The organism is Thioalkalivibrio thiocyanodenitrificans ARhD 1 (assembly GCF_000378965.1).
In the GTDB taxonomy this organism is placed as follows: domain Bacteria; phylum Pseudomonadota; class Gammaproteobacteria; order Ectothiorhodospirales; family Ectothiorhodospiraceae; genus Thioalkalivibrio_A; species Thioalkalivibrio_A thiocyanodenitrificans.
Map to the genome: position 1 here is coordinate 2,886,760 of NZ_KB900536.1, position 16,472 is coordinate 2,903,231.

The 16,472-nt window shown below is 66.5% G+C and carries 13 protein-coding genes and 1 pseudogene; 3 read left to right on the forward strand and 11 right to left on the reverse strand.

Annotation, left to right across the window (positions count from 1 at the left end):
• Window positions 1–53 precede the first annotated feature (53 nt).
• From THITHI_RS0113605 to THITHI_RS21045, 11 genes and pseudogenes are all read right to left on the reverse strand, one after another.
• Window positions 54–866, reverse strand: coding sequence for a symmetrical bis(5'-nucleosyl)-tetraphosphatase (locus THITHI_RS0113605; RefSeq protein WP_018233662.1), 813 nt, complete (start codon window positions 864–866; stop codon window positions 54–56).
• A gap of 274 nt (window positions 867–1,140) precedes the next feature.
• The gene (locus tag THITHI_RS0113610; RefSeq protein ID WP_018233663.1) at window positions 1,141–1,749 is read right to left on the reverse strand and encodes a class I SAM-dependent methyltransferase; all 609 of its coding nucleotides are present in this window, start codon (window positions 1,747–1,749) and stop codon (window positions 1,141–1,143) included.
• A gap of 89 nt (window positions 1,750–1,838) precedes the next feature.
• The gene (apaG, locus tag THITHI_RS0113615; RefSeq protein ID WP_018233664.1) at window positions 1,839–2,237 is read right to left on the reverse strand and encodes a Co2+/Mg2+ efflux protein ApaG; all 399 of its coding nucleotides are present in this window, start codon (window positions 2,235–2,237) and stop codon (window positions 1,839–1,841) included.
• A gap of 160 nt (window positions 2,238–2,397) precedes the next feature.
• Window positions 2,398–3,399, reverse strand: coding sequence for a glucokinase (gene glk / locus THITHI_RS0113620; RefSeq protein WP_018233665.1), 1,002 nt, complete (start codon window positions 3,397–3,399; stop codon window positions 2,398–2,400).
• A 139-nt stretch (window positions 3,400–3,538) separates the two neighbouring features.
• Window positions 3,539–4,681: a transaldolase gene (gene tal, locus THITHI_RS0113625; protein WP_033336954.1), complete on the reverse strand. Its 1,143-nt coding sequence runs from the start codon at window positions 4,679–4,681 to the stop codon at window positions 3,539–3,541.
• A gap of 297 nt (window positions 4,682–4,978) precedes the next feature.
• Complete coding sequence (gene rsmA, locus THITHI_RS0113630; protein WP_018233667.1) at window positions 4,979–5,788, reverse strand: 16S rRNA (adenine(1518)-N(6)/adenine(1519)-N(6))-dimethyltransferase RsmA; 810 nt, start codon at window positions 5,786–5,788, stop codon at window positions 4,979–4,981.
• A gap of 23 nt (window positions 5,789–5,811) precedes the next feature.
• A complete protein-coding gene (locus THITHI_RS0113635) occupies window positions 5,812–6,135 on the reverse strand; it encodes a DUF4156 domain-containing protein (RefSeq protein WP_018233668.1) in 324 nt (107 codons plus the stop codon).
• A complete protein-coding gene (gene pdxA / locus THITHI_RS0113640) occupies window positions 6,135–7,178 on the reverse strand; it encodes a 4-hydroxythreonine-4-phosphate dehydrogenase PdxA (protein WP_018233669.1) in 1,044 nt (347 codons plus the stop codon). Before pdxA ends, THITHI_RS0113635 begins: the two co-directional genes overlap by 1 nt.
• Before the next feature lie 213 nt (window positions 7,179–7,391).
• Window positions 7,392–8,714 carry a peptidylprolyl isomerase gene (locus THITHI_RS0113645; protein ID WP_018233670.1) on the reverse strand — a complete coding sequence of 441 codons (1,323 nt, stop codon included), beginning with the start codon at window positions 8,712–8,714 and terminating at the stop codon, window positions 7,392–7,394.
• Window positions 8,707–10,908: an LPS-assembly protein LptD gene (locus tag THITHI_RS0113650; RefSeq protein ID WP_026186348.1), complete on the reverse strand. Its 2,202-nt coding sequence runs from the start codon at window positions 10,906–10,908 to the stop codon at window positions 8,707–8,709. The genes THITHI_RS0113645 and THITHI_RS0113650 overlap by 8 nt, the downstream gene beginning before the upstream one ends.
• Window positions 10,909–11,820: 912 nt before the next feature.
• Window positions 11,821–12,444 (reverse strand): annotated as a pseudogene (locus tag THITHI_RS21045) (adenylate kinase); the annotation flags it as partial.
• Between the two features lie 344 nt (window positions 12,445–12,788).
• On the opposite strand from THITHI_RS21045, the gene ppa reads away from it, so the two are divergent.
• From ppa to rodA, 3 genes are all read left to right on the forward strand, one after another.
• Window positions 12,789–13,325, forward strand: a complete 537-nt coding sequence (ppa, locus tag THITHI_RS0113660; RefSeq protein ID WP_018233673.1) for an inorganic diphosphatase — start codon at window positions 12,789–12,791, stop codon at window positions 13,323–13,325.
• A gap of 144 nt (window positions 13,326–13,469) precedes the next feature.
• A complete protein-coding gene (mrdA, locus tag THITHI_RS0113665; RefSeq protein ID WP_018233674.1) occupies window positions 13,470–15,323 on the forward strand; it encodes a penicillin-binding protein 2 in 1,854 nt (617 codons plus the stop codon).
• Entirely contained in the window at window positions 15,323–16,408 is a 1,086-nt protein-coding gene (gene rodA, locus THITHI_RS0113670; protein ID WP_018233675.1) for a rod shape-determining protein RodA, read from the forward strand. Before mrdA ends, rodA begins: the two co-directional genes overlap by 1 nt.
• The last annotated feature ends 64 nt before the right edge of the window (window positions 16,409–16,472 follow it).

Here is a 16,472-nt window from a genome sequence, read left to right on the forward strand (position 1 = left end):
TCCCGGAACGGTTCAGCATACGAATGCGCCTCCCGCTTCCGTCAGGATGAGGCTCAACCGCACCCGGTCTGCATGATCTCCACATCGTTGCCGTCAAGCCGTGCCAGGGCCAGGCTCTGACCCCACACGCACCCGGTATCCAGGGCGAGCACGTTATCCGCCTGATACAGGCCCAGTGTGGACCAGTGACCGAACACGATGCGTTCCCGGGCACTCCTGCGACCGGGCACGGCAAACCAGGGCATCAGATGGGGCGGCTGGTCACCCGGGGGGCCCTTGTGCTCCATGTCCACATGGCCGTCCGCGCTGCAGTAGCGCAATCGGGTGAAACAGTTGATGATGAAGCGAAGCCGATCCCATGCCCTGAGATCCGGCGACCAGAGATCCGGTTTGTCCGCGTACATGCGCTCCAGCAGCAGGCCATGATCATCACCCCGCAGCGCGGCTTCCACCTCCCTCGCGCAGGCAAGCGCCGTCTCCAGATCCCATTGGGGCGGCAGGCCCGCATGCACCATGGTCCAGCGCAGGTCCGGATCATGATGCAGCAGGGGCTGGCGGCGCAGCCAGTCCATCAGTTCGTGGCGGTCCGGGGCGTCGAGTATGGCCTGCACCGTGTCCCTGCGACGCACCTTGTGCACGCCCTGGTGGATGGCCAGCAGATGCAGGTCGTGGTTGCCCAGCACCGTGATGGCGGCATCACCCAGTTCACGCACAAACCGCAGCGCCTCCAGGGACTGGGGGCCGCGATTGACCAGGTCTCCCACCAGCCAGAGCCGGTCCCCGGCGGGATCGAAGCGCACCCGGTCCAGCAGACGCTTGAGGGGATCGAGACAACCCTGGAGATCTCCGACGGCGTAGACACTCATGCGGGGATTTTGAAGTGGGAAGAGGGAATTGGGAAGTATGAATCCGGCCAGGTGAGGCAGGGACCGCCACCATGATGCGCGTCACCCCGGGATGGCAACCGAGGCACCCGGCAGGGCACGGGCGCCGGGAGCTGCACTGCCGGTTTCACCCGCCCGGACTCGTGAAGGAGCAAAACGGCCGGATCAGCACGGCCCGGGGCTGGAGTGGTGACCCCGAGGTGCAAACCATGTCCGGCTTGCAAGGTATGGTTGGTTTCAATTCCAACTTCCCGATTCACACTTCCAACTTCTCAAGGACGATGTGCCTGAACCAGCCGCCCGCCAGCGCCGGCGTGTCCTCGATCACACGCAGATGGTCGTGCTGCCCGAGCAGTTCCTCGAAGACCACGTCGGTACGCGTGGCCAGCCGGCTGATCACCGGATTCACCAGGCGTCGCAGCGGGGCCCGCTGGCCGGAGCGCAGGAACTTGTCCAGGATCAGGATCCGGCCGCCGGGGCGCAGGACGCGGACGGTCTCCGCAAAGGCGCGGCGTGGTTCCGGCACCACGGCCAGTATCAGGTGAAGGATGATCGTGTCGAAGCGCCCGCTGTCATACGGCATGGCCATGGCGTCGCCCACCTGCAACTCGACGGGGATATCCAGGGAGCCGGCAACGCGACGTGCACGCGCGAGCATGGCGGGTGTCAGATCCATGCCGTGATAACGGGCACCCGGCGGAAGGAAAGGCAGGTCAAGCCCTGATCCGATCCCGGGGAGCAGGATCTCCTGGCCGCGCACGTCACCGAGGCGCTCCAGACTGCGCCGCCTCGGGCCGCGCGTGGCCCGGTCCACGATCAGGTCGTAGATCGGGGCCCAAACGGTGTAGGTATGACGCAGGGACAAGTGGCTTGGAAAGTTGGAAGTGTGAATTGGGAAGTGCGAAGTATGAGCGCCTTTGTTCCCACTTCGCAATTCACACCTCGTACCTCAGATCAGTGGAGAACGCGTGGCATGGAAAGCATGAAAGGCGGAATCTCGGCGTCGAAGTCCACGCCGTCGTCGCCGCGCATCTGGTAGCTGCCTTGCATGGTGCCGACGGGTGTCTCGATCATGGTGCCGCTGGTGTACTGGAATCCTTCGCCGGGTTTGAGGTGCGGCTGCTCGCCCACCACGCCTTCGCCGCGCACTTCCTGCACCTTGCCGTTGGAATCGTTGATGACCCAGTGGCGGGTCAGCAGTTTCGCCGGTACGCGTCCCTCGTTGCGTATGGTGACGGTGTAGGCGAACACGTACCGGGACTGATCGGGATCGGACTGTTCCGGTATGTAGGCGGTTTCCACATCCACCGTGATGTTGTGATTGTCACTCCGGCTGTGTGTGTTCTCGGTCATGGGGGGTCGGAAATCGTATGGGTGTGGAAGACCTATCTTGCCCCAACCGGCCGCCGGAGGAAAATGGCCACAAAATACGTTCAAGATTCTGAACCTGGGATTCGGGCGGATGGGGTCGGCGCCCCGCTCCGGAATCCTGAGCAGTGAATATGGAAATGTCCTATCCGTTCTTCACCAGCCGGTGCACGTGTCGTGCGGCCCCGAGCAACCCGGCGTTGGGATCGGTGATGACCTTGACGGGGAACCGGGTCAGCAGGTGTCCCATGGGCGCCTTGTTGACGAAGGCGGCCATGAAGTCCCCGTTCTGCAGCAGAGGCAGGATGCGCGGTGCGATACCGCCCGCCAGATAGACCCCGCCCGTGGGGAGCACGGCGAGGGCCAGGTCACCGGTCTGCGCCCCGTAGATGCGCACGAACAGGCGCAGGGTATCCCGGGCAAGGGGGTCCGAGTCCTGCAGGGCGAAACGGCACAGTGCCGCCGCCGGGTCCTCCCGGACCATGGCCTCGGCCAGCGCGGGGCCGGGGGCATGGTCCTCGGTCTGCAGATAGGCGGCGATGCGCGCGAGCCCGCGGCCGGAGAGCAGGTGTTCCCGGGTGCATCGCCCCGCCTCCCGGACCACGAACTGCCACAGCCGCATCTGTTGGGCGTCCGTCGGTGCGAAACCGCTGTGTCCCCCCTCGCCCGGCAGCAGCTCCTGGCCGGGGCAGATGGTACACACGCCCAGGCCTGTACCCGCGCCTACCAGCAGGCGCGGCCCGGCGGGGTCGGCTTCCCCGTGCTGCAGGGTGGCCAGGGCGGAGTCCGCCAGGACGGGCAGGCTGTGGGCGATCCCCTCGAAGTCGTTGATCAGGGCGACGGCCGGGATCCCCAACGCCCGGCCCAGGTGTTCAGAATCCAGTTCCCAGGGCAGGTTGGTCAGGCGCGCGCGCCGCCGCCCACCGGCCTCACCTTCCACGGGGCCCGCCACGGCCAGGCAGGCCCCCTGCAGGTGTTCCGGGGCGGTGTGGCACTGTGCCAGGAACTGCCGGGCCATGGATTCAAAGTCAGGATAGTCCTGACTCTCGAATCGGGTGAGGTGGTTGAATTCGAGCCGGCCATGCCGGTCACGGGCCAGCATGAGCAGGCTCTTGGTACCCCCCACGTCTGCCGCGAGCAGGTTCATGGGCAAAGCTGCCGTGGCGCCACCCGGTCCAGGTGCCAGGGGGCGTCGGGACGATCATACGGAGCCGCAGCCCGTGGCCCGTCCGGGGCTCCGGCACGCTGCCGGGAGCGGGCACGCCCGAGGGATACTGCGGCCGGGTTCATGTGGACGCCCTCAGGCGGTCGCGGACCTCTGCCAGTGCCCCCAGCAGATGATCGAAGGCATCCCTGAAACCGCGAATGCCATCGGCCTCCAGTCGATCGGTGACACTTTCCAGATCGATCCCCAGGTCGGCGAGACTCGCGATGCGGCCGCGGGCCTCGTCCAGGCCCTCGGCCAGGGTGGATGTCGCGACACCGTGATCGAGGAATGCCCGGTAGGTATCCGGAGGCAGGGTGCTGACCGTGTGTTCGCCGATCAGGGACTCGACGTAGTGCACGTCGCTGTAGTCGGAATTCCTGGTGCCGGTGCTGGCCCAGAGCAGGCGCTGGGGATGGGCGCCGGCGGCCTCCAGCCGGCTGTAGCGCGCACCGCCGCGCTGGTCCCGGAAATGGGCGTAGGCGAGCTTCGCATTGGCGATGGCCAGGGTGCCGTGCAGGTGTTCCACCGGGCGGCCTTCCCTGATCCGTTCATCGAGCAGCCGGTCCACTGCCGTGTCCACGCGACTGACGAAGAAGCTGGCCACCGAGGCAACCCGATCGAGGGGGTCGCCGCGCTCCAGGCGTATCTCCATGCCCCGCATCCAGCCCTCGAGGACCTGTTTGTAGCGCGGCACCGAGAACAGCAGTGTCATGTTCACGTTCACGCCTTCGGCGATCAGTGTCTCCAGGGCGGCCACGCCCGCCCGGGTGCCGGGTACCTTGATCATGGCATTGGGTCGGTCCATGCGGGCGAACAGGGCCTGGGCCTCGCGCACCGTGGCGTCCGTGTCGTGGGCCAGTTCGGGTGAAACCTCGAGACTCACGAATCCGTCGCCGCCGCCGGTCTCCCGGTACAGGGGCATGAAGGCGTCGGCTGCGCGCCGAAGGTCGTCCATGGCAACCCGGTTGAAAAGTGTCTCCGGGTCCGTGTCCGGCTCTTCGAGCAGATATGCGCGGATGGCCTCCTCGTAGAGGTCTGTCCCGGTCACAGCCTGATCGAAGATCACGGGGTTGGATGTCAGGCCGGCCAGCCCGTCATCACGGATCATGCGATCCAGTTCGCCGGAATCCAGCAGATCCCTGCGGACGCAGTCGTACCAGACGCTCTGACCCAGGTCGCGCAAGGCATGGAGACGGTTGCCGGAGGGTCGGGTCGGGGGCATACGTGATCTCGCGGGGCGATGAGGTGAGTGTGCTGATGTCTGCGCCCCTGAACAGGGTCCCGCGCGGTGCCTTGCCCGGGGATGCATGCACAGGCCCTCAGTATAGCGCCCGTCCTCCGGGGACGTGAGCGCCGCCCCGTCGTCTCAGGCACGGATGGCGGGAGTCGGCACACAGGCAAGCGCAGGCCCGTGGATCGGATCGGCAGGCCTTGCATGACGCACAGGTGGCCTTCGGCATCCCGTCAATCCGGTCAATGCCAGACATCCGCTGTCTTTAAGCAGAATGGCCCGGCATTCCTACGCCGGTTCTCCATGGGTGGACCGGAATTCGGCAATCCTGTTGGCCAGGGCCACGAACCGGGCCACGTCCAGGGTCTCGGGACGCGCGCCGGGGTCGATGCCGGCGGCCTCCAGGACTTGCGCATCCGCAAAACCGCGCACCGCGTTGCGCAGCGTCTTGCGGCGCTGGGTGAAGGCCTGGTTGACCAGCGCCGAGAACAGCCCCGGGTCGCGGGCCTCGTGGGGAAGCGTCTCCCAGGGCGTGAGCCGCACATACGCCGAGTCCACCTTCGGCGGCGGATGAAACGCGCCGGGACCCACACGAAACAGGGCCTCGGCACGGCAGTGATACTGGACCATGACGCTCAGCCGACCGTAGTCCCGGTTGCCGGGGGATGCCACCAGCCGGTCCACCACTTCCTTCTGCAACAGGAAATGCATGTCCTGTACAGCATGCGCAGCCTTCAGCAGGTGAAAGATCAGCGGGGTGGAGATGTTGTAGGGCAGGTTGCCCACCACCCGCAGCTTTCCCTGCGCCGGCACCAGGGAGGTGAAGTCGAAGCGCAGGGCATCGGCGCTATGGACGATGAGCTCTCCGCTGTCCCGACACAGGGCTTCCAGGCGGGGAATGACGTCGCGATCCAGTTCCACCACGTGCAGCCTGCCCATGCGCCTGAGCAGCGGCAGGGTCAGCGCGCCGAGGCCCGGCCCGATCTCCACCAGGGTCTCCCCCTTCCGGGGCGCGATGGCCGCCACCATCCGGTCGATGACGGCCGTGTCGTGCAGGAAATGCTGCCCGAATCGCTTGCGGGGATGATGGGTGCTCACGAAACCGGCCGCGTCCGCAGGCGTCAGCAGCGGTAGACGTCGAAGACCTGCCGGCCGCCCTCGAGCGGGGCGCGCGGCACGATGGCGTTGGCGTTCCAGTCAGCGGCCGCCGAATTGCGTGCGGTGGCTTCCGCCTCTTCGGCCAGTTTCTCGGGCGGGCGGCGCACGAAGCCGATCCGCTCGCGAATGGTCACAATGGTCGCGCCCAGATGCTCGCAGCGCTGCACCTCGACGGCGGTGGCGACGCGGACCTGCTCGCCCTCGCCGGTCACCGGCACGAAGGTGCAGGCACCGAGCACAAGGGCGCCCGTGATGATGGCACTCAGGCGCAAATGCATGGATTTCATCATTGTTCTCCTGGGTTTGACGGCTGATCCCGGGTTGACCGGTCAGCGCCCTGCTGAAGGGCCAGGCGGAAGGCAAGCGCCTCGGCCTCCGCGAAGCTGCCGGTCTCGGCACGCCCGGTGCCGGCCAGTTCCAGGGCGGTGCCGTGATCCACGGAGGTACGGATCAGCGGCAGCCCCAGGGTGATGTTCACCGCGCGCCCGAAACCCGCGTGCTTGAGTACGGGCAGGCCCTGATCATGGTACATGGCCAGCACCGCGTCCGCGCGTTCCAGGTGCCGGGGTGTGAACAGCGTATCGGCGGGCAGCGGCCCCACCAGGTGCAGCCCCCGGCTTCGCAGACGCTCCAGGGCCGGCGCGATCACCTCGATCTCCTCGCGTCCCAGGTGTCCGCCTTCGCCCGAGTGGGGGTTGAGCCCGCACACCAGGATGCGCGGCTCCGCGATGCCGAAACGCCCGCGCAGGTCCCGGTCCAGCACCTCCAGGACGTGCTCGAGGCCGGGCCCGGTGATGGCGTCGCTCACGGAGCGCAGCGGCAGGTGGGTGGTGGCCAGCGCCACCCGCAGGCCGCCTGCGGCCAGCAGCATCACGGGCGTGGCGGCGCCGCAGCGCGCGGCAAGGAACTCCGTGTGGCCGGTGAAGGGGATGCCCGCGTCGTTGATCACGCCCTTGTGCACAGGGCCCGTGACCAGGGCCTGGAAGCGCCCGTCCAGACAGCCGTCCACCGCCTGCTCAAGGGTGGCAAGCACATGGGGCGCGTTGGCGGGGTTCAGCCTCCCTGGTTGCACCGGTGCGTGCAGGGGGCAGGGCGATACCGTCAGCATGCCCGGCCGGTCAGGGCGGGGAGGCGCGCCTGGATCGAACTCGCGCAGCGACAGGGGCAGGCCGAGCATCTCTGCCCGTTCCCTGAGCAGATCGGGATCCGAGATCACCACCCGATGCGCGTCGCACGGCGCCTGTGCGGCCATGACCACCAGGTCCGGACCGATGCCGGCGGGTTCACCGGGCGTGACGGCGATGCGGGGGGTGGGGGGGGATTTGGCCACAGAGGTCACAGAGGTCACAGAGCAAAAAGATAAAGATAAGCTACCAAGTACACTGGCCAAGCCTTGTCACGACACCACCCGGGCTCCTGATCACCAGGATATCCGGCATGAAGCCACACCTGCAGTGCAGCGAATTTCCGCTTTCTCTGTGACCTCTGTGACCTCTGTGGCTAAAAGCGGGTTTGCTCACGGCAGCCCCCCGGACCCCGTCCGTCACAGGCCGCTGATGCGGGTGTCCAGGCGCAGCTCGACGTAGGACTCGTCGCGCAGGCGGCGGAGCCAGAGTTCGGTCTCGTCCTCGCGCTTGCGGTCGCGAATGATCTCCCGGGCCTGTGCCCGCATGAGCTGGCGGGAGCTGTCATGTTCGCGGCGGTCCAGCACCTCGGCGATGTGCCAGCCGAACTGGGTGCGGAAGGGTTCGCTGATCTCGCCCGGCGGCAGGTTGTTGATCACTTCCTCGAACGCGGGTACCAGGTCCCCGGGGTCCGACCAGCCCAGATCGCCGCCGCGCATGGCGCTGCCGCGGTCGTCGGAGTGCGCCCGGGCCAGGTCCTCGAAGGCATCGCCCATGGCGATGCGTCGGCGAAGTGATTCCAGGCGCTCCCGGGCGCGCTCGTCACTCAGCACCGCGGTGGGGGAGATGAGGATGTGCCGCGCATGCGTCTGGGTGATCCGGGCCCGTTCACCGCCCCGGCGGCCCTCGAGCTTGACGATGTGAAAGCCGGACGGGGAGCGGATGACCTCGCTCACGTCCCCTTCCCGCATGAGCACCACATTGCGGGCGAACACGGTGGGCACCTGGGCCGCGGACCGCCAGCCGAGATCGCCGCCTTCCAGCGCCTGCTGGCCGCCGGATTCGCTCACCGCCAGTTCGGAAAAGCTCCGCTCTTCCTCCAGGGCCAGTCTGCGTACCGACTCGGCCCGCTCCCTGGCTTCCTGAATGTCGGCGGGTGTGGCGCCCTCGGCCAGGGGGATGAGGATGTGGCTGATGCGGTACTCCACGTCCTGGTCGATGGCGCCGCTCTCGCTGGCGATCAGGTCGTCGATCTCCTGTTCGCTCACCTGGATGCGATTGTCCACCTGGCGGCGGCGCAGCTGGCTGATCGCCATTTCATCGCGAATCTGTTCCCGGAATCGCTGGAAGTCGATGCCTTCCGCAACCAGCAGCTCACGAAACCGGGGCAGGCTCATGCGGTTCTCCCGCGCGATGTTCTCCATGGCCTCGTTCAGCGCAATGTCGTCGATGCGGATGCCCATGCCTGCGGCGCGCTGCAACTGCAGCCGCTCGATGACCAGACGCTCCATCACCTGTGGAACGAGTACACTGTCCGGCGGCGGCTGATTGCCCCGGCTCCGGATCTGCTGCCTGATCTGGTCCAGCCGGTAGTTCAGTTCGCTCTCCATGATCACGTCGTCCTCCACCACGGCGACGATGCGATCCAGGGTGACGTCATCGGTGGTCTGCGCGCTGCCCGCCGCGGGCCACATGAGAGCGGCCAGCAGCAGGGCAGTCAGGATTGCGCGGATATCAGTCATAACTCTCAAAACCTCGGATACTTTCGCCCAACAGGTCCTCGAGACCGGTGCCCAGCCCCGCAAGGCCCTTGAGGATCAACTGGAAATGGATGGCGTTATTGTACTCGCGATCCCCGCTCGCCGTCAGATAACGTCGCCCCACCACCCGTGCGCGCCAGCAACAGCTCTCGTACTCAAAGCCCATCAGGATCTCCACATCCCGGTTGTCACGCAGGCTGTAGTTGTAGCGGCCCACCACGTCCCATTGTGCCGACAAGGGCCAGGCGGCGGACACGTCCACCTGCTCCAGGTCCCGGTCCGGCCGTGACGGGTCTTCCCGCAGGCGGTAGCCCAGGTTGGCGATGCGCCTTCCCGCGCCCCGGTACTGGAGTTGGGCAGTGGCCATTTCGGTTTGTTCCCGGTGGGGATCCCACTGCACGGCGGCCCGGGAATACCACGCCCGGGCCATGCGCAGGGCCGCCTCGGCGACCAGGCTGGAGCTGCCCCGGGTGACCGGCTCGCCGCCTGGCTCCAGGGTCACCCTGCGGTCGTCGAAATGGAGGATCTGGCCCGCGCTGGCGCGCAGGCGCTCCTCTCCGCTGCCGGCGTCGATCAGCCGGCTGGTGAGCGCCAGGGTCAGCTGGTTGGCGTCGCCCACCCGGTCGGCACCGGAGAAGCGGGTGTCACGGAACAGTTGATCGAAACTGAAATCCATGCGCCCGGTATCGAACAGCGGCAGCGCATCCTGGTCGCGGTGCGGCACATACAGGTAGTAGAGGCGCGGCTCCAGGGTCTGCATCCGTCCGCCCTGCAGGGGACGGTCGAAAAACAGCCCGCTGTCCAGGCTGAAGATGGGCAGGGCGCGATCCGGGCTGCGCGGCTCGCCCGGTTCGGTGCCGGAGAGCCGGTAGCTTGTATAGCGGTACTTGACCTCCGGCGTCAGGAATCCGAATGTGCGGCGCATGGGCATGCGCAGGGCGGGTGTCAGGTCGAGGCGCTGCCCCGTGAGGCTGTCGTCGCGCTCGAAGGCCACCCACTCCGCCCGCAGGTCGCCTTCCAGCCCCCCCGGCACACCGGGCAGACCGGACTGAAACAGGACCTGGGGCAGGCGCTGGTAGGGCCTGGCTTCCGACGGGATGGCCGGGTCCACGGTCTGGTAGCCCTGGAAGCGGGTGAGCAGGTTCCAGCCGCTGCCCGCGTAGCGCACGTCGGCGCGGCTCTCCAAGTGCGTGGTGCTGGATGCATCCAGTGTGCCGCCCAGGTCCGCGAGATAGTCCCTGTCGGAGACGGTGTTCAGCAGGACATCCACGGTGGTCCGCTCCAGGGGCTCGCCGCGGTGCCTGAAGCTCAGCGCGCCGCGTTCATCGCCGAACGCCCGGTCATCGAGGTATGCCACATCGAGTTCCCCCCGGCTGCGCGGATTGAGGTAGCGGAATTCACCGCCCAGCAGGAGCCCGCGGTCGCCCAGCAGCCTCGGGGTGAGGGTGGCGTCCCGGTGGGGGGCAATGTTCCAGTAGTAGGGGATGCTCAGATCCAGGCCCGAGGCATCGGAGTTGCCGAAACCGGGATACAGGAATCCGGATTTTCGCCGGTCGTCGATGGGGAAAGTGATGTACGGGGTATAGAACAGCGGCACGCCCTTGAAACGCAGGGACACGCCCCGGGCGGTGCCGTCTCCGGCGGCCTGATCCAGATCCACCTGCCGGGCCCTCAGGATCCAGTCCTCGTTGCCCGGGTCGCAGGTGGTGTAGGTGGCCCCGGTGAGACGCACCTGCTCGGGGCCCAGACGCTCCACGTCGCCGGCCTCTCCCCGGGCATGCATGGGGCGGTAGCGGTAGAGGGCGCTGTCGAAGGCGCCTGTCTGGGACTCCAGGTACAGGTGGCCCTGACGGCTTTCCATGCGCAGATCGCCATCGTCGAAGACGACATTGCCCTCGGCCTCGGCGTAGCCGCGCGATTCGTCGAAACGCAATTCATCGGCGGCGAGGGACCTGCCGTCACGGGAGAGCACCGCGTTGCCCCGGAACACGGACATGCCGGCCCGGTCCACCAGCGCCTCGTCGGCGAACAGGCGTACACGGGTGTCACCGATGGGGCTGGCCGGGGTGTGCACGATGTCCGGCTCCGGGGCGCACAGTGCCCAGGGATCAAACTCCGTGGCAGGTGCCGGACCGGCGAGCGCCATCAGAACAAGGCCGGACAATGTGCGTTTCACCGCGTTCAAGCGCGCATATCCCGAAAACCGTTATGGGCATCACCCGGCATCCGGGTAGCTTAGCAGCCGGCGAAAAACAACGGCCCCGCGGAAGGGGCCGTGCGGGGGAACCCCGGTCGCCGTGATTCGGCGGAGGGGTTCCGCGAATCAGCGACGCGCCCGTCTCCCGGCTGTCCTCTTGCCCGCGTTCTTCTTCCTTGCGGTGGACCCCTTGGCCGCGGCCTTTTTCACGGTCTTCTTTTTCGGCGCCGCCTTCTTTGGTGCGGCCTTCCGGGGTGCGGCCTTCCTGGCAGTCTTTTTCACCGCCTTTTTCTTTGGCGCTGCCTTTCCGGCCGCGGCTTTTTTCACGGTCTTCTTTTTCGGCGCCGCCTTCTTTGGTGCGGCCTTTCGGGGTGCGGCCTTCCGGGTGGTCTTTTTCACGGCCTTTTTCTTTGGCGCTGCCTTTCTGGCTGCGGTTTTCCCGGCTGCGGTCTTTTTCACGGTCTTCTTTTTCGGCGCCGCCTTCTTTGGTGCGGCCTTTCGGGGTGCGGCCTTCCGGGTGGTCTTTTTCACGGCCTTTTTCTTTGGCGCTGCCTTTCTGGCTGCGGGTTTCCCGGCCGCGGCCTTTTTCACGGTCTTCTTCTTCGGCACCGCCTTTTGCACTGCTTTCTTCTTGGCGGACGGCTTGCCGGCCACCTTTTTTTTGGCCGCCGCCTTTGCGGTGCCCGCCTTGGCGTCCGCCGCTGCCTTGGCCGATTTGGCCGGGGACACCTGTTTCGATGTGTCCCGCTGACCGGCGGCCACGGCCTTGGCCCTCGCCTTGTGGGCCTCGACCGCTCGTTTGACCGCGCCCGCCGTGCGCCGCGGCGCGGCCGGCGGGGCTTCTGTGGCGCGCACCTTGGCTGCCTCCATCAGCCGCGTGGCGGACCGGACGACGGATTCGAAGATATCGGGGATCTCGCCCTCGCCCTCGACCACCTCCAGCACCCCGCGCGACTCGTAGTAGCCCACCAGCGGCCTGGTCTGGCTCTCGTAGATCCGCAGCCGGTTGCTGATGGTTTCCTCGTTATCGTCGGCTCGGTGGTGGAGGTTGCCGCCGCACATGTCGCACACGCCGAAATGGCGGGGCGGCCTGGTGTAGCTGTTGAACACCGCGCCGCAGGATTCGCAGGTCAGGCGGCCGCTCAGGCGCTGCATGAGAATGTCGAAATCCACGTCGATAAGCAGCACGCCGTCCAGGGGATGGCCCATGTCCGCGAGCATCCGGTCCAGTGACTCGGCCTGGGAGAGATTGCGCGGGAACCCGTCCAGGATGAATCCTGCATCGGCGTCGGGCAGGGAGAGGCGTTCACGGATCATGCCCAGTACGATCTCGTCGGGCACCAACTGGCCGGCGTCCATGGCGGCCTTGGCCTGCTGGCCCAGCGCGGTGCCGGTGGTCACGGCGGCGCGCAGGAGGTCTCCGGTGGAAATCTGGGGGATCCTGTAACGCTCGACCATGAGCTTGGCCTGCGTTCCCTTGCCGGACCCCGGCGCACCCAGAAGCACGATACGCATGTCGTTTCCCCCCGGTTTGGCATGTCTGGGCCTGAAATCAGGCATTTTTCATGTGTTTGGGCGAGTCTTATACCTGCTTGCCCATCGGGGCGCAAGGGCGCCGCGCCCTGCTGTGTGACCGGTGCCAAGGGGCTATAATGCGGCCTCGAGGCCTGTCGGACTCGAGCCGTACACCTGGCAGCCGGGCAGGGGCGCGAGACCGGTTGCGCGGCTGTTCCGGGGGAATGCCGTGGCTTGTGGACCGGCCCATCGCAGGCATGGGTCGTTCTCCCTCCGGCACAAAAGGCTGTTTTCAAGCCGGTGGATGCCCGGCAAACCGAACCTTCTGGGGATCGACACATATTATGAATCTGGACAAGATCACGGCAGGTGAAGATCTGCCCAACGATATCAACGTGGTCATCGAGATCCCGTCCCACGATTACCCCGTGAAGTACGAACTGGACAAGGAAAGCGGCGCCCTGGTCGTGGATCGCTTCATGAACACGGCCATGTTCTACCCCTGCAACTACGGGTTCGTGCCGAACACCCTGGCTGAGGACGGCGATCCGGTGGATGTGCTGGTGGTGACCCCCGTGCCGGTGATCGCCGGTTCGGTGATCCGTTGCCGCCCGGTCGGCATGCTCAAGATGACCGACGAGGCCGGCCCGGACGTCAAGGTCCTTGCGGTCCCCGTGGACCGGCTCCATACACGGTTCAGCCACGTGCAGGGGCCTTCGGACCTGCCCGTGGACATGCTCGCCCAAATCACCCACTTCTTCGAGCAGTACAAGCAGCTTGAACCCGACAAGTGGGTGAAGGTGGAGGAGTGGGCGAGCAGTGACGAGGCGAAGGCCGAGCTTCTGGCAGGACAGAAACGTTATCAGAAGAGCAAGGTCTGAGGGCCCGTGGCTGCATGCCCCGGGCGGCGTCCCGGGGCCGCCGGTATGGACCCATTGAAGATCCCCGAGGATCGTGATGGGATCGGCACTCCCGGGCACCGGATGAGGTGGCCCGATCACATGTCTCCAAGCGCGTAACCATTCATGTCCGCTCGACAGGCGATCAAGAACCACCCGCAGGAACAACGCCTGTTTCTCGTACGGGTCATTATCATCCTGGTGATGGTGCTGTTGCTGTTCGGCCTGCTGGTCGCCCGCCTGACGTACCTGCAAGTGGTGAGTTACTCCCATTTCACCACGCTCTCCCAGAACAACCGTGTCCGGCTTGAGGCCGTGCCCCCGCCCCGGGGCCTGATCTATGACCGGAACGGCGTTGTGCTGGCGGAGAACCGCCCGTCCTACCAACTGGAGATTACCCTGGAGCAGGTCGCGGACCTGGAGCACACCCTGGCGGCTCTGGCGGAACTGATCCCTCTCGAGGAAGCGGAGATCGCCCGCTTCCGGCGTGCCCTGCGCGGCAAGCGGCCTTTTCAGGCGGTCCCGCTGAAGCTCAATCTCACCGACCAGGATGTGGCCCAGTTCGCCATCAATCGCCACAGGTTCCCCGGCGTGGACATCGAGGCCCGCCTCGCCCGTCACTATCCCCTGGGCGAGGAGTTTGCCCACGTGGTGGGTTACGTCGGGCGTATCGATGAACGTGAGCAGGCGCGGCTCGACAGGCGCAACTACAGCGGCACCACGCACATCGGCAAGACCGGCGTGGAACGCTTCTACGAGGATGTGCTGCACGGCCAGGTGGGTTATCAGCAGGTGGAGGTCAATGCGCAGGGGCGTGTGCTGCGGGTCCTGGAGCGCGAGTCCCCGGTGCCGGGCGAGGACCTGGTGCTGACCCTGGATTCGGGCCTGCAGGCCGCGGCGCGCGACGCGCTGGATGGGCGCAACGGCGCCATCGTCGCCATGGATCCTGCCTCGGGCGAGGTGCTGGCCATGGTGAGCAAGCCCGGTTTCGATCCGAACCTGTTCGTGCACGGCATCCCGGCCGTGCTGTTCAACGCCCTGCGTAACGACCGCTATCAGCCGCTTTTCAACCGCGCATTGTCGGGGCAGTATCCGCCGGGGTCGACCCTCAAACCCGTGGTCGGACTCGCCGGGCTGGAGAACGACGTGATCACCGCCGGGCGCACCATGTATGCACGGGGTTATTACACCCTGCCCAATGATGACCGGCGTTACCGGGACTGGCGCCGGCAGGGGCATGGGCTGGTCGACCTGGACAAGGCGATCGCGCAGTCCTCCGATGTCTATTTCTACGATCTGGGCTATCGGCTGGGAATCGATCGCATGTCGCCGTTTCTCCGGGAGTTCGGTCTCGGCCAGCGCACCGGCGTCGATACCACCGGCGAACGTCCGGGCCTGGTGCCCAGTCGGGAATGGAAGCGGGCCACCCAGAACATGCCCTGGTTCCCGGGCGAAACCCTGATCACCGCCATCGGCCAGGGATACATGCTGACCACACCCCTCCAGCTCGCCTCGGTCGCCAGCACCCTGGCCATGCGCGGCCAGCGCATGCGGCCCCATGTGCTGCGGGGCATCATCGATCCAGCCAGTGGCGACCTTCGGCTGCACGACCCGATCCCGGATGCGCCGGTGCGGTTGCGCAACACGGCCCACTGGGATCAGGTGGTGCAGCCCATGGTGCACTCGGTGCACAAGACCAATGGCACCGCCTACTGGTCCATGGGGCAGGACCTCGAGTACACCATGGCCGGCAAGACAGGCACTTCCCAGGTATTCGGTCTGGCCGAGGATGAGGAATATGACGAGGAGGGGCTGGACAAGCACCTTCGGGATCACGCCCTGTTCATCGGCTTCGCGCCCGCGGACGCACCACGCCTCGCCGTGGCGGTCATCGCGGAGCATGGCGGCAGCGGGGGGCGGGTGGCCGCGCCCATCGCCCGCAAGGTGATGGACTATTTCCTGCTGGAAGAGGAGTTCTGATGCGCACCCTGGTCAGGGCCCTGCGGCTGGACATGACCCTGCTGGGCGGATTGCTGCTGCTGGCGTCGCTGGGCTTCGTGGTGCTCTACAGCGCCAGCGGCGAGAGCCTGGACACGGTCTATCGCCAGGGCGCGCGGCTGGGGCTGGCGCTTCTGGTGCTGCTGATCATGGCGCAGATCCCCGCGCGCAACCTCCAGCGCTGGAGCCCGTGGATCTATGTGGCAGGCATTGCCCTGCTCGCCATGGTCCTGGTGACCGGCGAGATGGGCAAGGGGGCGCAGCGGTGGCTGGACCTGGGCGTGCTCCGGTTCCAGCCCTCGGAGATCATGAAGCTGGCGGTGCCCATGATGGTGGCCTGGTATCTGGCCGACCGCCCGCTGCCGCCCCGCTTCGTCGAGGTGGTCGTGGCCTGTGTGCTGGCCGCGGTGCCGGTATTTCTCATCGCGCGGCAGCCGGACCTGGGCACGGCCCTGCTGGTGGGCAGCGCCGGGCTGCTGGTGGTCTTCCTGGCGGGGCTTCGCTGGCGCATCCTGATGGGGCTTGGCGCCCTGGCCATGGTGGGTGCGCCCGTCCTGTGGCATTTCATGCGCGAGTATCAGCGCCAGCGCGTCTTTACGCTGTTCAATCCGGAAAGCGATCCTCTGGGTGCCGGATATCACATCATCCAGTCGAAGATCGCCATCGGCTCGGGCGGACTGTACGGCAAGGGCTGGCTCAACGGCACCCAGTCCCAGTTGGAGTTCCTGCCGGAACGTTCCACGGACTTCATCTTCGCGGTGTACGCGGAAGAGTTCGGCCTGCTCGGCGTGCTGCTCCTGCTCTCGCTGTACCTGGTGGTGATCCTGCGCGGGCTTTATATCGCGGTGAAGGCCCAGGAGGCGTATGACCGCCTGCTGGCCGGTTCCATTGCCCTGACGTTCTTCGTGTACCTGTTCGTCAACACGGGGATGGTGACAGGCCTGCTGCCGGTGGTGGGTGTACCCCTGCCCCTGGTCAGTTACGGGGGCACGTCCATGGTGACCCTGATGGCGGCCTTCGGTATCCTCATGTCCATCCATTCCCGTCGGAGGTTGCTGGCCCGATGAGTCATCCCTGCCGCAGCATCGCCCGGTTCATGCGAACGGTCCTTGCTTCGTTTCTGCTGGCAAC

Bases quoted from the DNA above. Each gene is read 5' to 3' on its own strand.
- mrdA (WP_018233674.1), top strand. From the start codon at position 13,470: ATGTCCGCTCGACAGGCGATCAAGAACCACCCGCAGGAACAACGCCTG.
- THITHI_RS0113635 (WP_018233668.1), bottom strand. From the start codon at position 6,135: ATGAAATCCATGCATTTGCGCCTGAGTGCCATCATCACGGGCGCCCTT.
- rodA (WP_018233675.1), top strand. From the start codon at position 15,323: ATGCGCACCCTGGTCAGGGCCCTGCGGCTGGACATGACCCTGCTGGGC.
- glk (WP_018233665.1), bottom strand. From the start codon at position 3,399: ATGAACCTGCTCGCGGCAGACGTGGGGGGTACCAAGAGCCTGCTCATG.
- ppa (WP_018233673.1), top strand. From the start codon at position 12,789: ATGAATCTGGACAAGATCACGGCAGGTGAAGATCTGCCCAACGATATC.
- THITHI_RS0113645 (WP_018233670.1), bottom strand. From the start codon at position 8,714: ATGACTGATATCCGCGCAATCCTGACTGCCCTGCTGCTGGCCGCTCTC.
- THITHI_RS0113605 (WP_018233662.1), bottom strand. From the start codon at position 866: ATGAGTGTCTACGCCGTCGGAGATCTCCAGGGTTGTCTCGATCCCCTC.
- apaG (WP_018233664.1), bottom strand. From the start codon at position 2,237: ATGACCGAGAACACACACAGCCGGAGTGACAATCACAACATCACGGTG.
- tal (WP_033336954.1), bottom strand. From the start codon at position 4,681: ATGCCCCCGACCCGACCCTCCGGCAACCGTCTCCATGCCTTGCGCGAC.